The 15,757-nt window shown below is 70.0% G+C and carries 8 protein-coding genes and 1 pseudogene; 4 read left to right on the top strand and 5 right to left on the bottom strand.

The features are described from left to right. Window positions 1–1,531 precede the first annotated feature (1,531 nt). The 3 genes and pseudogenes from ABT342_RS33345 to ABT342_RS33335 all read left to right on the top strand — a co-directional run. Window positions 1,532–1,864 (top strand): annotated as a pseudogene (locus ABT342_RS33345) (DUF742 domain-containing protein); the annotation flags it as partial. 294 nt (window positions 1,865–2,158) lie between these two features. After that, a complete protein-coding gene (locus ABT342_RS33340) occupies window positions 2,159–2,638 on the top strand; it encodes a PASTA domain-containing protein (protein ID WP_351582082.1) in 480 nt (159 codons plus the stop codon). A gap of 599 nt (window positions 2,639–3,237) precedes the next feature. Next, the gene (locus ABT342_RS33335; RefSeq protein ID WP_351582080.1) at window positions 3,238–4,545 is read left to right on the top strand and encodes a hypothetical protein; all 1,308 of its coding nucleotides are present in this window, start codon (window positions 3,238–3,240) and stop codon (window positions 4,543–4,545) included. A 21-nt stretch (window positions 4,546–4,566) separates the two neighbouring features. Here the strand turns inward: ABT342_RS33335 and ABT342_RS33330 are convergent, their stop codons facing one another. Continuing rightward, entirely contained in the window at window positions 4,567–6,966 is a 2,400-nt protein-coding gene (locus ABT342_RS33330) for a YncE family protein (protein WP_351582078.1), read from the bottom strand. A 229-nt stretch (window positions 6,967–7,195) separates the two neighbouring features. On the opposite strand from ABT342_RS33330, the gene ABT342_RS33325 reads away from it, so the two are divergent. Then, entirely contained in the window at window positions 7,196–8,575 is a 1,380-nt protein-coding gene (locus ABT342_RS33325; RefSeq protein WP_351582076.1) for a right-handed parallel beta-helix repeat-containing protein, read from the top strand. Window positions 8,576–9,441: 866 nt separating this feature from the next. Here the strand turns inward: ABT342_RS33325 and ABT342_RS33320 are convergent. From ABT342_RS33320 to ABT342_RS33305, 4 genes are read right to left on the bottom strand one after another with little or no spacing between them, the layout of a single operon-like run. After that, complete coding sequence (locus ABT342_RS33320) at window positions 9,442–10,011, bottom strand: hypothetical protein (RefSeq protein ID WP_351582074.1); 570 nt, start codon at window positions 10,009–10,011, stop codon at window positions 9,442–9,444. Window positions 10,012–10,061: 50 nt separating this feature from the next. Then, window positions 10,062–11,690 (bottom strand): phage tail protein, encoded by a 1,629-nt coding sequence (locus ABT342_RS33315; protein ID WP_351582072.1) that lies wholly within the window; start codon window positions 11,688–11,690, stop codon window positions 10,062–10,064. Further along, window positions 11,669–13,453: a hypothetical protein gene (locus ABT342_RS33310; protein WP_351582069.1), complete on the bottom strand. Its 1,785-nt coding sequence runs from the start codon at window positions 13,451–13,453 to the stop codon at window positions 11,669–11,671. Before ABT342_RS33310 ends, ABT342_RS33315 begins: the two co-directional genes overlap by 22 nt. Then, entirely contained in the window at window positions 13,450–15,756 is a 2,307-nt protein-coding gene (locus ABT342_RS33305) for a baseplate J/gp47 family protein (protein ID WP_351582067.1), read from the bottom strand. Before ABT342_RS33305 ends, ABT342_RS33310 begins: the two co-directional genes overlap by 4 nt. Window position 15,757: the final 1 nt, after the last annotated feature.

The following is a 15,757-nucleotide window of genomic DNA, read 5'->3' as shown; positions in this document are numbered from 1 at the left end:
GGCAGCCAGCCACCGCCACACCGCACGCTCCCGCACCCCCAACACGTCCGCCGCCGACCTCACCCGCCCAGTGGTGAGCTTCCCCTCCCGCCGCAGGGCCAGCAGACGGCGCACCACAGGCCCCCGCAACGCCCGAACCGACACAACCGGCAAAGCCCCACCCGAACCACCACCCGCCCCTTCCAGGTCCGGGTCCTGCTCTGTCTGATCCACACCCCCGAGCACACCAACACCCACCGGCCAGCGGATCAGAACTCACGAAACTGAGACAGCATCACCCCTCACGCGATAACGCCCCAAGACAGCAATGCCTCACAGATCTCTCACCTTCAGGACAGTGACCTCACAGCCCCGGAACCGCCACCGACCAGCAACAACAGACCCAAACCCCACTGTCTCCCACCCCGCTGTGCCGAAACCGAGAGATCGCAGCCTGCACACCTCTGTCCCCGACCATGCATCGCAAGTACGACAGCGCCTCGCACGCAGTGAACAACAACGGACAACCGCCGAGTCCGAACTCGAACGGGCCCGCAACGAACGGCACAAAGCCGACAGGCTCGCCGAAGAGGCAACTGAACAAGTCCGGGCGCTGACCGAAGAACTGGAACGCCTGCGCGGACAGTCCCCCGGCACCGAAGAGGTACCTGCGCCGCCCTCGCTGGTCCAGGAGACACTCGATGCTCCTGCCGATGATATTGACGACGCCCTGGCCAAGGCCGCCCGGCACCTGGACGACGGCGCCGACCGCCTGGAGCGCTTGGCCGACGAACTACACCTGGACAACTCAGCGGACAACCCCACTACCAGCGGAAGCCAGGCGAACAACTCAGGGGTCACGCCCGCGTCGCACGACACCGTGAAAAGAGTCAAAGCCGCGTACGCGGCGGACATCGACGCCACGCAGATCCTGTACCGAGCAGCGCTGGAACTGGTCTGCGCCGACGTGCTGGCCACGGTGGCAGCACTTCGCGACTCCGGTCACAGCACCGATGCTGATCAGCTCCTAGTGGCCACCGGCTGCCTCCGCGATCCCACCGACATGCCCATACTTCTCACCGAGCTCCGGGCGCATGAGCGTCACGTCGACGCCCACCAGCTCCTGACAGCGGTCGGGGAAACACGACCGGTCGACGAGCTACTGCACGTCGTATCCGAGTTGCGGGAGGAGGGCTGTGATTCCGATGCCTATCAGGTGCTTGCAGCTGTGGGACGCCTCCGACCGCTGACCGAAGTACCGCAGGTTCTGGCAGTCGCCAGCCATCAGGACGCTGTGTGGATCCTTCAGGTCGCCGTTCGCGAACGCCCTCTGGGCGACGTAGCGACCCTGCACGATGCCCTCAGAAGGATGGGCAAGCCCACCGAAAAGCTCCTGGCCTACACCGCGGACGCTCACCGACGAAGTCAGGAGCCGACCGGATCATCCCCCGACGGCACCCATCCGCACCGAGGGCAAACCAGCGACCGCCACCTCATCGGGTACGGGTTCGCCATACCCGAAGAAGACGACGAGAACGACGACGATGACCCCATGTTCCGGTCCTACGGTGCAGGAAAGCACGATCTTCCGCACCGTCCCTCGGCCGACGCAGATGGCGAGGCTCCGCTCATTCGCCCGTATGCTCTCGGTCCTTCCAGGCCTCGACCGCGGTACCAACTGCCCGCTGATGCTGTGGTCAGCACCACAATGATGGCTGCGGTCAAGATGGCCGGCCTGCTCCCCGAACACCAACGCATCTGCCGTCTGTGCCAAGAGCCGAAGTCCATCTCCGAGATAGCTGACGCACTGACATTGCCGCTCGGCGTAGCTCGGATCCTCGTAGCAGACCTCGCCGATACAGCCATGGTCGCAATCGACCGCCCCGCCAACAAGACGAAATGAAGGCAACCCCTGCCCGGGTTGCGGTCGCTCACCTTCTCAACCCGATTCGGAGATGCCGACACCGCCGACACCGCCGGCGCCACGCAGCCAGAGGCCAACGGCACGACGAGGGCAGCCCTATGAAGCCCGCCCACGGGCTCCGGCAGACACGTCCGTGGTCCTGTACGCAGTCAACGACACCGAAACCTGCCCCACCCCTGCCACCGCGCCCCGGACCCCCATACGGGCGCGGCGGCCCAAGCCCTGAAGACTCGTCACACATCCCGTGGGGGGATCATGAACCGCATCATCCGCACTGCCGCCACGGCCGCCGCACTCACCTCTGGCCTGCTTCTCACCGCCTGCGGCGACGACAAGGCCGCGCCCGGAAAGAGCGCGTCGGCGAAAGTGTCTCCGAGCCCGTCGCCGACCGAGACGCGGTCGGAGGCCGAGAAGGCGTTCGACGAGACGATGAAGCACAACGACGACAACCGCGAGCAGTTCGCCCGGAAGGCAGCCGAGGCCGCGTCAGCAGATCCCGCCAGCACCGAGACGGCCGAACTGCCCGACATGGTCGGCATGGACCTGGACCTGGCCCAGGAGATCGCCAAGGTGTACGGATTCCGGTACTTCATCGACCAAGACCAAAGCGGCCAGGACCGCCTGCAGATCCTGGACAACGAATGGACCGTCTGCACACAGGACCCGGCCCCCGGCACCGAGCGCGTCGAAATCCTCGTGACCCTCCACGCGGTCAAGGACAACGAAACCTGCTGACCCACCCCCGCCACCGGGGCCTGCCGGGGCGCAGCGGGTCGGCTGGGGTCTGACCTTCAGCTGTAGATCCTTGAGGGTGCTGTAGTTCGGGTCTGCCCAGGTGGCGGCGGTCGGATGGTCGCGTTGCGGGCTCGGTGGCAGGCGCGGGCGAGGGGCTGGTGGCAGCAACGCCAGCCGGACCAGTGCAGGGCGCGGGCGACGCGTTCGTGGTGTGATGGCTCGGCCGAGTCTGTGGCTACTGCCTCTCTGTTCCTCGGGCGGGAGACCACCTTCGCGGCTCAGTCTGTGCGCGCCCAGCGGTGTGGCGCCGTGACCGCTTCCGCCTAAGGGTGTGGCATTGGTGGGGTGATAGGGACACCCGCCAACAGACGGCTAGGTGGAATCTCCCGTAGCGGGGCTGCGAGACGACACCGACGGCGCCCGACCGCTGGCGTGCGGGTCCGCTGGACTGCCTCGACGGCCCGTCCTCGCCGTTCCGGCGGAGGTTGCCCCCGACCTGTGGGTGGCGGTCGAGTTGGTCGGCGACGGTCGTGCGCCCCCGCCTCGCGGACGTGCGCGTGGCCGTCTCCGGCCGCGGGTTGGTGGCACACCGTGTCCAGGTGCCGGTCCCGCCGAGCACGCTCACGCGGTGGACGCCGTACGCAGGGTGGCGGAACGGGAGAGGCCGGCGCACGTGGTCGTGGAGCTGCGCACAGCACCACCAGGACATCGCCAGGCCGGGGGTCCGGCGACCGAGCAGGACAGTCACGACGGGGAGGAACGGCATGACGGAGGATGAGGCGGCTCGCGAGCGTCCCCTGTGGTTCACCCATCAGGTCGTCGGAGCCGCGGACCTGGACCAGTGGAACAGGTGGGCCATCGAACGGATGCGTCGGCACAACCGGGTAATGCACGGTTGGGGGCTCGTGTTCGGAACCGAAGCCAAGGTGGCCAAGACAACGCAAGGGGCGCCGATCCCCGGGACCGTGGAGGTCTCTCCTGGACTCGTTCTGTCACCTCAGGGTGATGAGATCGCCCTCGACGCTCCGGTCCGCGTCGACGTGCGCGGGCTCGGACCAGCTGGTGGGGCCGGTCCCCTGGACCCGGCCCACTGGTACTTCCTCGCCGTGAGCTATGACGAGCAACTGCGCGGCGAAGTACCGAAGGGATGCGACGAGGGCACGGAGGGGTGCGAGCACACCCGGGCGTTCGAGTGCTTCCGGCTGGGCCTGCTGGACACCCTTCCCAGCGTTTACACCCTCCCCACACCCACCGGGGACCACCCCCCGCCACCGGTGACGGCTGAGCCCTGGGTTGTCGTGGCCGGTGTCAAGGTGGCTAGGTCGGGCACCGTCACGCTGGACACGGCTCAGCGGCGGTTCGTGCCCAAGGCGGCGGCATCGCAGCCGACGCCGGCCGCCCAGCCGTTGACGCTCACGCTTGCGCCGAGCTTGGTGGCAGTGACCGACGTCCGTAGCTCCTGGTTGCACGACGGGGGGGTCGCCGGCACGCGGAAGAAGGAGGCGTTCGATGGACTGCCGATGCCCGGGGTAGGCGTGACCAGCGCGGGGATGATGAGCGTGGTGCTTCCCGAGAACAGCCTCATCTCCAAGCTGAAGGTCTCGGGCGTGAAATCGAAGAACCAGAGGTTGACCGTCACGCTCACCCGTAAGGAGATCAAGGACTCCGAGGAAGGCCAGGCGGTGACCCTTGCCGAAGTGATCGTTCCCACGGAGGCGAACGCGATGAAGGTCTCCTTCGGATTCGAAGACGCCCAGGCCGAGGTAACTGACCCGGCACTGGCGCGCGTCGAAAACCAGAAGTACCGCTACTTCATCGTCGCCAGAGCCACCAAGACGACCGACGCGAGCGACAAGGTCACGGACCAGGCGGTCCTCCGCCACTTCCGGATCGTCTGTGGACCGTGAGGGTGCCATCGGCACCGTCGGTCACAGCTCCACCACCGACAATGTCTGCGTGACGGGGTCCGTGACGTAGGCGCGCCGCTCGTCCGGGCTGAGGCAGATGCCGTGGGGGGCGACCTCCAGATCGAACAGGGGTGTGCTTGGCTCCAAGGTGCCGGTGTCGATGATGGCAAAGGTGCGTTTCCCCGGAAGGGTGACGAGGAGGCGGTGCCCGTCACGGGTCACGGCGAGGTCGAAGGGGTTCGGCACGTCGACGGTGGCGGTCACCTTGCCCTTCAGGAGGTCGATGACCAGGACTTTCTCCGCCTCGGCGTCTGCCGCGTAGAGGAACGAGCCGTCGGGCGAGGCTGCTAGCCCAAGTAGCAGCCAGCCCAGGTTGGGCATGCGCTTGAGGACCTTTCCCGTCCCCGTGTTGACGACGGCCACCGATCCGTTGAACCCATCGGCGACATACAGGCGCTGTCCTCCAGGGGCTGCGGCCACGCCGGTCGGCTCGCCTCCGACCTCCAAGGGCTGGCCGACCAGGGAACGCGTGACCGTGTCGATCACCGAGACGGTACCGGCACCGGCGTTCGTCACGTAGGCGCGTGAGGTCTCCGGGGCCAGGCCGACGAACATCGGCCGTGTCCCCACGGTGATCGTGCGCGGCTCCGGTTCGACGGCCAGGACCGCGTCGGTCCTGGCGACGTAGACCCGGCCGGTCGAGGCAGCCGCGAGCGCCACCGGGTAGCGGCCGACCACCACCCTGGCTACCTCGTGCTGGAGCGCGGCGTCCAGGACAACCACGTACCCGTTGTAGCCACCGACGTAAAGCCTGTCCCCGCTCTTACTGAGCGTCATGCTGTGCGCCCCGGTCGGCACGCTGATCGGGTCCCCAACCGGCACGCCGGACTGGACGACGGACAGCTGATCCGTTGAATGGCTGATGTAGACGCGACCGTTCCCGGCAGCGGTCACGGCCGGGAACGGCCTGATGAGGTTGACGAACGCCACGGCGTTCAAGGTGTTGGTTGCGAGGACGCTCACCTTGTCCGCTTCCTCGTGCGTGACGTACAGAGCCTTGCCGTCCGAGGTCACCGCCGTACGAAGCGGTGTGTCGCCCAACGGGACGGGCATTCCCTGCGGTGCGAGACCGGCGGTCTTGAACACGGAGAGCGTTCCGGCCTCGGGATTGCTGACGTAGAGACGCACACCGTCCGTGGCGACGGACCGATCTTCCCGCGTGGAGGGGGTGACGCCGACCGACGTGGTCATCTTGTGGTTCGTGGTGTCGATCACGGACAGCTTGTCGGGCCCAATGACGTAGACGTGGCTTCCGCCGGGATCTGCCGTGAGTCCGTAGACACCGCCGAGTTCGATGACGTGCAGGACATCGTCCGTCCTTGTGTCGATCACGTGCACGCGGCCCGAAGCGGTGTCCCCCGCGTAGACGTATCGACCGGGCCCCGGAGCCACCAGCGCCCGCAGGCGCACCCCCGTGAGCACCTTGAAGTCCGGGGCACTGAGTACGGAGACCTTGTTCCCCACCGTACGGGGGAGCCAGAGGTACCGTCCCTCAGGGTCCATGGCCACCCCGGCGGGCTTCGGCGCGAGGGCCACGCGGTAGGAGCGGGTACGGAAGGGGTACACGACGTTTTCTCCGTTGGACACGGACGAGGCGTACAGCCGTGCGTCGTTCCGACTCAGGGTGAGGGTCGCGGCGTACCTGGGGAATTCACGGAGCACGGACATGTCGCGGGTGTCGAAAACGGTGATGAATCCACGGCCGGCGACGTAGAGGCGATCACTTTGACGCTCCGCAACCATGCGCGACACGTTCACTGGGACGGACGACTTCGGCGTGAGCGTGTCCGTGTCGACCACGACCAGCTTGGACGGGAAGGTCGACCCCACGTAAAGCTGACGTCCGTCAGGGCCGAGGTCGATACTGGTGAGCACCAAGGCGCCCACGGTAAAGGGGACGCCCACGGGGGTGAGCAGTGCCGTGTCAAGCACCGCCACCCTGGTGCCTCCGAGTGCGTAGACCCGGTCCCCGGCGGGGGACGCAGCCAGATACGACGGCCAGATGCCGATCGGGATGGTGGATTTCACGACTTCGCCCACCGTGTCGATCAAGGCGATTCCGAGGTCGCTTTTGAGCGCCACGTAGGCGCGCTCCTTGAACGGGTCGAAGACGATCGCGTCGGCTTCCCCGGGGAGCCGGATGGTCTTGGCGACGGCCATCTTCTGGGTGTCGATGATCGTCACGCCGTTCCCGGTGCTGACGTAGAGGCGAGGTCCGTACGGAGACAGCGCGCCGAACCGTCCGAGGTTCGGGCATTCGATGGTCTTCGCTTTGAGGCGGCCTTGGACCGTGTCGATCACGCACACCGTGGCGGTGGTAGGGCAGACGGCGTAGATCAGGCCGTCGTCATCGGACGTCACGAGTTGTGCGGGCCGATGGCTACCTAGGGCAACGGGGTCGGGCATGAGGTCGGGCATCGCCTCATCATGGAAGGCCGTGGGGGGCAATGTGGGGAGGAGAAGGGCCCGGGAGGCGATTGCGCGCCGATTGGCCCCTTCGAATGCGCCATTCGCGTGACGGCTCGCGCCCCGACGGTGCCGTCGGGTTGGAGAGGTACGGAACACTCGGGGTATGGGGATGCTACCCGGCATGAATGTCCTGCCGCCGTCACGAACGGCCGATGCGGGCACCGCTCTCAACGAGGCCATCGCCGCGCTGCCCCCCTCGGGCGGCACCGTCCTGATCCCGGCGGGAACCTGGACGATCGACACCCCCGTGTTGTTCGATCGCAACGGAATCATCATCCAGGGAGCGTCTCGCTCGGCTACGACCCTGCGATTCAACGGCGTCAGTGTTTCACCAGCCATCAAAATGGCCGACACGCTGCGGCGGCACGGGGTCATCCGGGACCTGATGCTCCAGTCCTCCGTTTCCGGAGCGGGGACGGCCATTGACGCGTCGTACTTCGTTAACGGAATCTTCGACAACCTGCAGATCGGCGGCCCGGGACGGAACCCGAACAGAGGCATCGTCTTCCACGCCGAGGGCACCTACTACAACCTGGTGCAGAACTGTGGGATCACCGCAATGGGTGAGGGTGCCCGGTGCATCTCCTTCGACAGTGCATCCAACTCGAACGTGGTGCGAAACTGCCGATTGATCGGCGACAATACCAACACCATCATGGTGTACGTCAACAGCCACGCCGTCGAGCTGGACCGCGTCGACATCGAGAGGGACGGATCGATCGGTATCGACGTCGCCTCCGGCGGCCACGACTGCACCGTCATCGCGCCGTACATCGAGGCGGTGGAGACCGGTATCCGACTGGCCTCCGGCGTGAGAGCGTTCACCTGTTTGGGCGGGATCATCATCGATAACGCCATCAATGTTCAGGATGATGGCGCAATGGACCCGGCCTTCATCAACACGCGGGTCCAATACCGGCCGTACACCTCGTACACGGCGCGCTCGACCGCATTTCCCCAGTCGTACCCGATCCAGACTGCCGGCGATCAGCCCCAGGACCACGCACTCATCTCGTGGGCCTACGACCCTGCGCTGGTTTCCGCCGGTACCGTGGTGGGTAAGCGAAAGATTTACTTGTCCAAGGTTTACGTACGTAATCGGGCGACGATGGCGAACGTCCACTGGTGGGTCACTGAAGCGGGTTCCGGCGCTACCACGGGACAGAACGAAATCGGCTTGTACGACTCCTTTGGACACCGGATCCGCAGCGCGAACGTGGACCAATCCATCACCTCCGCAGGGCTGAAGACGACGTCCCTTTCCGCTGCCCTCCCGCCCGGCTGGTACTGGGTCGCCATGGTCTTCAACGCGCTGAACGCTCCCGCTCTGGGGCACGCCTGCCACTCGACGGGCGCGGCCGAAGCGTCCAACGTGGGGCTGAGCACATCCGCCTTGCGCTTCGCCACCAACTCCACGGGCCAGGCCTCGCTGCCCGTCGTGATCCAGCCGGCTGGCAACGCGCCAACCCCCTTCGCGGGACCGTGGGCGGCCATCGGCTGAAACAGCGCGGTGCTGGTGGCCGCACAGCCGCTGGTACACCGGGCGATGTCCGTTGCTGCCCCCCACTCTTGACAGAAAGTCATGTTCATGGGTGGAACTTGTCGTTCTTGACGAGTGCGCGCTCGGCCTTGGTCAATTCGGTCCCGTCGACGAAGGACGGGCCGGCACCCGGTTTGCGCGTTCAATCGCAGCACGGCGATGGTCTCCGGGTCGCCGTCCGGGCCGTTGGCGGAGTTGGGGTTGATCGCCGGCGGCCCAGGGTGGTGGTCAGGATCCGGTCGGGGGCCTTGCTTCCCGAGCACTTCAGCTCGAGATCACGCTGTCCTGGGGGAGGCAAACGTTCATCATTCCCCTGCTCGTGGGCTGCCCGACGCCGGGAGTCTGCGGGAACAGGTCGTCCTCGGTTCGCGTCACCGCCCGGCCCTCCTCGCGTAACCGGTGGCGGGGACGGGCCCGAGGGCGCCCACGGCCCGAGCTGCGGAACGTACCGCCGGTGCTCCGCGTCCAGCGTCATGGCTGTGACAACTTCTTGGGGAGTCGTTTGTCGAGACTTTCGGGAGGCGCATAGGACGGGGTCGAATGATCAACATCGATGAGTTTTGATGTCGCAAGCTTGTGCGGCCTGATGCTCTCAGGCTTGGTCGGCCGCTCTGTCCCCGCTGAGGGTCCAGCCAGGTGGCGGCCTGTCCGAGCGCGTTAGTGCCGGGAGGGATTAGCGTGCGGATGCGCCGGGGCAGGCGCTTGGAGCCCCCAATGGGAGAAGCACACGCAGCGTCCCATCACAAGACCTCAGCCGCCGTCAAAACAAAGCAACATCCACAAGGTCGGTCAAGACCGCCTCCCACAAGCGCTAACAAACGCCTCCCTCACTCATCGACATAGCCAAGCGTCACACCGCCGGCCGCCGTCACCTTGACCCCGGCGAGGACGACCCACGGTTCGGCGGTCTCGACCGGCGGGGGCTGCCCGCTGGCCCCGCCCGCTGGGGGGCTGGGTCGTGTAGATCTCCGCAGGGTGTCCAGCAGCCCCAGCGCGAAGCCCTCGCTGGTGCAGGTCGGCTCGCGCGCGTCATCGGGGGTCTCGGCGTAGCGCGCGGCGAGGAAGTACCAGTGGTTCGGGTCCAGAGGGCCAGCTGGCCCGACGGGGGACCTGGTCCGCACGTCCACGCGTACCGGGCCGTCGATCGCGATCTCGTCACCCTGCGGGGACAGGGCGAACCCCGACGAGACGTCCACCGTGCCGGGAACCGGGACGTTCTCCGGGGTCTTCGCCGCCGTCACGTCCGCGCCGAAGACCAGCCCCCAGCCGTGCAGCAGCCGGTGGTGGCGGCGCTTGCGGGCGAGCGACCAGGTGTTCCACTGGCCGAGGTCTTCCGGTCCGACGAGTTGTCCGGTGAACCAGAGCGGGCGTCGGGACTCCTTCAGGGACTCGGGCATGGCGCTCCTCTCTCGCGGGTCTGGCGCGTCTCGCGGGGTCGGGGCGTGGACTAGGGCGGCGGCGCGGGTTTGAGCCGGACCTCGGCGACGACGTGCGCCGGCCGCTCGCGCTCCACCACTCGCCGCACGGCGGCCAGCAGCTGCGCGTGCTCGGCCGGGACCAGGACCTGCACCCGGTGGGCCGACTCCGCGTACAGCGGCAGGCCGCGGTCCTCCTCCTGGATCAGCCAGGAGTCATCCAGCACGGCCGTGCCGTCGAGGACGGGCGGGTCCGGGCGCGCGCCGAGCCGGGTGGTGGTGCCGAGTGTCGAGACCCGCTTGTCACCCAGGCGCCACACGCCTGTGTCGAGCAGGGGTTCGTGCAATTCCACCTCGACGCCGCCGGTCTCGCGGCGGACCGCCTCGACCAGTCCGGCCGGGGTGCCTCGCCGGGCGTGCGCGGCGAACGCCCCGGCCACCCGCTCGCGGAGCCGCCGCGAGTCGGCCTGCTGCCGTGCCGCGTCGGGTGGCGGCGGGTAGGCGTCCACCCAGGTGGCGAGGCGGGTCAGCCACGGCGCGTCCGGCCGGTCCGGAGCCGCCGCCGGGTCCAGCAGCCGGGTCGACCGATCCAGGTCCCCGGCGACTTCGCCGTACACCGCGGTGAACAGCCCCAGCAGTCTTCCCAGTCGACCGCTGCCGTCGTCCCGGCCCGTGTAGACCGTGGGAAGTTGGTCCAGCAGGCCCCTTCCGGAGCAGGCCACCCGGATGTCGCCCAGTCGCGGGCTCGCCTGGCCGTCGCCCACCAGCTCGACCGCCACCCACAGGGCGGGGGCCGTCTCCCGGGCGACGTTGAGCACCCGTACGTCCGGGCAGTCCAGTGGTCCGGCGCGCCAGCGGCCGGCGGCCGTGGGAACGGGGGCGTGGTCGGTGTCCGCCTGGTCGCGAGCCGTCGGGGCGGGCGGCGCGGGGGCGGCGGCGTCCGGGCCATGCGGGGTGCGGGAGGCGAGCGTCCAGATCCGTGCATGGGTGCCGGCGGGTGCCGGCTCGGCGAGTTCGATCTGGACCCGGTCCCAGCGCGGCCGGGTGCCGGGGTGGGGTGCGGGTGCCACCAGCACGCCCCGGCCGGTCCGCTGCGGTGCGGACGGCCGGTACAGGCCCGCCGGGCCCGCGAGCAGGGGCAGGCCGTGGTGGTCGACGGCGACACCGGCGAGCCCGGCGGCCACGTCGGCCAGTCGACGCTCCGGCTCCAGGGGGTCGGCGGGTACCAGGAACACCGCACCCGCGAGGGTGACGACCAGGAAGTCCGAGCCCCAGCCGTCGGGGGCGGGGGCGGCCGCGACCCCGTTCACCCGGGCCCGGGCGGCGGTCACCGCCGCGTCCTCGGGCTGCGCCGGCGGTACGACCGCGCCTTCGGGGGCTTCGGCCACGCCGTCCCCGCTCACCCGGACCACGCGGGCGCGCGCCCGGTCGACGACCGTCACCGCGCCGTCGGTGAGCGGCCGCAACTCGACGGCCGCGCCCTCGGGTTCGAAGGGGAAGGTCACCCATGGCTCCCCCACCGGGAGTGTCACGACGGGCAACGTCCAGTGCTCGCCGTCGCGGTGCAGGCCGTGGGCCGTGGCGCCGGGCCAGCGGCCTTCCCGGTTCAGCCACCGGTAGGGCGTCTCCTCGGGCATGGTCAGCTCTCCACCCCCACCCATGCCACGCTCCACCGCAGGTCGGTTCCCACCAGCTCGGGCAGGTCATCGCCGAGCAGCTTGGGCGGGTTGAGCGGGACCGTGTCGACCTCTTGGCCGTCGGGGCGCGGCTGGTCCGCCGTCACGCCTGGGTGCAGGGGGACGACCACGGTCAGGGTCTGGACCCCGGAGTTCGCGACGTACGGATTTCCGTCCAGGACGGCGGCCTTCGGGGGGTTCTCCCCGGGCATCTGCGTGTCGCGTAGGCCCTCCAGGCGCACCAGGTACGTGGGGGGGCCGGTGAACCCGCCGGATCGGGTGTCGACATTGGTCTTCACCCCGAGGACCGAACCGCTCGCATTCTTGACCAGGGTCCATTGTGTGGCCCCGGGCTCTGTGGAGCCCGAGGCCACGTGCGGCGACACCTTCAGCAGCCGGCGTGCCGAGCCGTCCGGCGGCTCCGCCAGTCGGCAGTCCCGTACCTTGACCCCGGCCAGAACCAGGTCGAATCCGTTGCGGACGGACTTGTCGGGCAGCCACTGCAGGGTGGGGTTGTCGTCCAGCCGGACCGCTCCGAAGGTGCCCCCGGCGCCCTCGCGCAGACGCGCGGCGGCCTCCTCGTCCTCCGTCCAGCGCACGACCAGCAGGAACTCCTCGGCTGGGCCCGCGGGTTCACCGGCCACCGCGGGCACGTCCAGCTCCACCGGGGCGGTCAGCAGCAGTTCCCGGCCGGCCGCGTCCAGCGCGTAGCCCGGGGCCACGACGAGCCGGGCGTCGCCCACCGCGCCCGTCACCTCCATGCCGCGGCTGATGCCCCACCCGTGGAGGGTCCGGTGGTGGAGGCGGCGCAGCGCCCGTTCGGCTTCCGCCAGTTCCGTCAGGTCGGCCGCGGTGAGCAGCTGGTGCTCGAAGAACACCGGGCGGGACACCGAGGGCAGTGGCGCGATCGGGTCGTTCACGGTCATGGTCGTCGCTCTCTCGCGGGGAAGGGCCAGGTGCTCGGGGGCGTCGGACGGCGGCGGGGCGGAACCGACTGCCACGGGTGGCACGTCGACGACGGCGGTCCACACGATGTCGACCGGCACCTTGGTCAGCGGCTCGGACGGCGCGTGTTCGCCGGTCCGACGGCCGTGCCGGACCAGCAAGGTGAAGGAGTCGCGGGCGCGGGCGGTGACCGCGATGGTGGTGGTGATCGCGGCCACCGGCGGGGGGCCGACCAGGGAGGCCATCACGCTGGGCGGGGCGGCAAGTTCGTACGGCAGGAACACGGTCGCCGACCATCGCAGCGGTGTGCCGGACACCTGCGCCGTCGCCTGTGAGAGCCGGCCGGCCAGCAGTTGCGTCGTGCCCAGCCGCCGGGCGACTTGCCGCAGGCCCGCGGTCTCCACTTCCGTGGAGGTCGCGGTGACGCGCCCGAGGACGACGTCGGTGCGGGGGTCCGGGGGCGTGTGGGGGCCGAGCAGCCAGGGGCGGGCCTGGGGGCCGGGGCCCACGGCGCGCAGCACCACTGTGGCCGGGGCCTCGCCCGGGAACAGCGTGTGGGGCGCGCTCAGCACGAGCAACTCACCGTCGGCGTCGGCCGCCACTCCCGGGGTGACGGTGACCGTGCGCGGAGCGTCGGCCGGTGCCGTCAGTCGGGGTTCCAGTCCGATGAGCACCCCTCGGCTGCCGTGGGCGGACCGGAGGTGACCGGACAGGCCCCGGTCCAGTGCCTGGAACAGATCGGTCAGGTCGGCGGAGTCCAGCCGCCGGCCCCGCTCGAAGATCACCCGCTCCACGGCGCTCACGACCCGCCCCCGGCGACGGCGGTGACGTCGTGCTGACCGGGCACCACCAGGGTGTCCGCGGGCACCAGGACGCCGGAGTGGCCGCCTTCGGCCTGTGCGTCCTGGTCGGCAGCGAAGCTCAGGCCGACGATGTGGTCCACACTGGGGACTTCGTCGAGCACCTGCATGACCTCGCTGCGGTGGACGTCGCGGCCGAAGGGCCAGCCGGTGCCGCGCGGGCCGCCGGTGACCGGATGGAGGAAGCGGTCGAGCGCCGCGTGTACCGACCGTAGGGCGGCAGCCCGGTCGGTGTCCGGCCGGAGGACGGCCGAGACGGTCGCCGACACCCGGAGGTACCGGGGGCCGATGACGAAGACCCGGGTGCCGATGATCCGGTGGGCGTCGAGCCACCGCCGTACGGCGTCCAGCAGGCCGGGCGTCGGTTCGGGCCGCTGTGGCGGGAGCCGGGGAACGACGACCACGGTGACGCAGCCGGCGGCACGCAGGCCCGGCAGCCGGGGGTCCATCTCGGCGAAGGCCCGGGCCCGGGCGATCCAGGTGCCCGGTGTGGCCAGGGCACATCGTTCGAAGTCGGCCAGGGTAACAGCGCGTTCGGGCACGTCCAGACCGAGGACGACGTTGCGGTCGAATTCGTCGAGCGAGGAGGCGCCGGTCTCGGCGAGGGCCTCGCACAGCCGTTCGTGGACCCATACGGCGCGTTCGGCGCGGGCGGCGGCCGCCGCCAGGTCCTCCGGGCAGGCGCCGCCGTCCGGTGCGAGCGCGGAGCAGGCCGTCGGATCGTCCGGGCCCGGGTCTCGGCCGAGCAGCGCCCGGTTTCGTGGTCCCGGGTCGAGCGTCCATCGCGCGCCGGGTCGGGGCCCGGCGTCACCCGCTGTTGCCGCGCCGGTCGTGGCGCAGGCCACCAGCACCGTTTCTCCGAGCTCGGGGACCGCGCCCCGGCGCCCGTCGCCGAAGGCCAGCACACCGGTCGAGGGGTCGAGGACCGCGTGCCGGTCGGCCCGTCCGGACGCATCAAGGTCCGCCACCAGCGACACCCGCCGTGCGGTGGGTGCGGGCGAGCACAGCCACACCTCCGTGCGGTCGGCCAGGACGTGCCCCTCGACGGGAAGGGTGAAGCGCTGTTCGGGCGTCCCGTCCCCGACTCCGGCCACGACGGCCTCGGCCACCAGTCGGCCCTCCAACCGTCCTTGCGGCGCCTGCCATGCGAGGACGCGTACCACCGGCCCATCCGCGGCCTCCGCCCCGTCCGCCGTACCCGCGCGCAACGCCGTGACCTTGCCATGGCGGTCGACGGCCAGCGCGAGCACGACCGTTGCGGGGGGTGCGGGCACGGGCCCGCCGGTGAGAACGGCGTCGGCGGCGACGCTGAAGGACCCGATGGCGGCTTCGACGGGCTCGGCCAGGACCGCGTCCACGGTGATCCCGGTCAGCCGGTGGGCCGCGTCGGGGCTGCCGCGGTCCAGGCGGCAGCGGAGCCAGGCACCTTCGGGCAGGTTCACAGGCGCCTGGGACACCAGGGCCTGGGCCAGGTGCAGCCGGACTCCCCCGCCGCGGGTCAGGGCGCGGGTGCCGTCGGACACCTCGGCCGCGGCGAGCGGCTCCCAGCCGGTGGCGCGGCGGACCTCCCACACGGTGACCGCGTCGTGGTGGTCCGGCCCGGGGTCGGTCACCGCGGATCCCGGGCCCGGCCGGCGTCCGCCGCCGTCCAGGTCGAGGTACAGGGACAGACTGGTCCCGGCGGGCAGTTCACGGTCCAAGCCGAGAACGAGCGCCGCACCCGGACGTGGACTCGCGCCCAGTACCGGGTACGGGACGCGGGCGGCCAGGGCCGCGGTGCGGTCCGTCCAGCCCGCGGTGTAACCGGAGGTCTCGGCGGTTCCGTGGTCCACGCCCGCCGTCAGGAGGGCCGCGCCGGTGGGACGCACCGGGTGGAGGGTGGTCAGCCTCGGCGTCCGCGGCCCGTCGGAGGTCAGCACCACCCCGGCAGGCAGTTCGGCGAACAGCGGGGTGCCGCCCGCGACCACGGGGCCCGGGGACACCGCGAGGACGGCCGTGCCGGGCCGTGGGCCCTGCGGCGCCTGCCCGATCAGGGCGAGCAGTTTGCGCAGCTGGGCGTCTGTGACCCGGCCCGCCCGGTACATGTCCGCGTCCACCTGCCAGGCGAGCAGTTCGAGCAGGGCGATGCCCGGGTCCGAGATGTTGTGGTCGGTCCAGCGCGGACTGACCAGGGGGATCAGGGAGCGGACCTCCGCCACCAGGTCGGGCCACCGCCGGGTGTCGAGTGCGGGGGGAAGCAAGGGCATG

This window comes from Streptomyces sp. NPDC000410 (assembly GCF_040300305.1).
GTDB lineage: Bacteria > Actinomycetota > Actinomycetes > Streptomycetales > Streptomycetaceae > Streptomyces.
This window is presented reverse-complemented; position numbering and strand designations above follow the sequence as displayed.

Coding starts and splice junctions, on each gene's coding strand:
- ABT342_RS33340 (WP_351582082.1), top strand. CDS start 2,159: ATGAACCGCATCATCCGCACTGCCGCCACGGCCGCCGCACTCACCTCT.
- ABT342_RS33325 (WP_351582076.1), top strand. CDS start 7,196: ATGAATGTCCTGCCGCCGTCACGAACGGCCGATGCGGGCACCGCTCTC.
- ABT342_RS33320 (WP_351582074.1), bottom strand. CDS start 10,011: ATGCCCGAGTCCCTGAAGGAGTCCCGACGCCCGCTCTGGTTCACCGGA.
- ABT342_RS33315 (WP_351582072.1), bottom strand. CDS start 11,690: ATGGGTGGGGGTGGAGAGCTGACCATGCCCGAGGAGACGCCCTACCGG.
- ABT342_RS33305 (WP_351582067.1), bottom strand. CDS start 15,756: ATGCCCTTGCTTCCCCCCGCACTCGACACCCGGCGGTGGCCCGACCTG.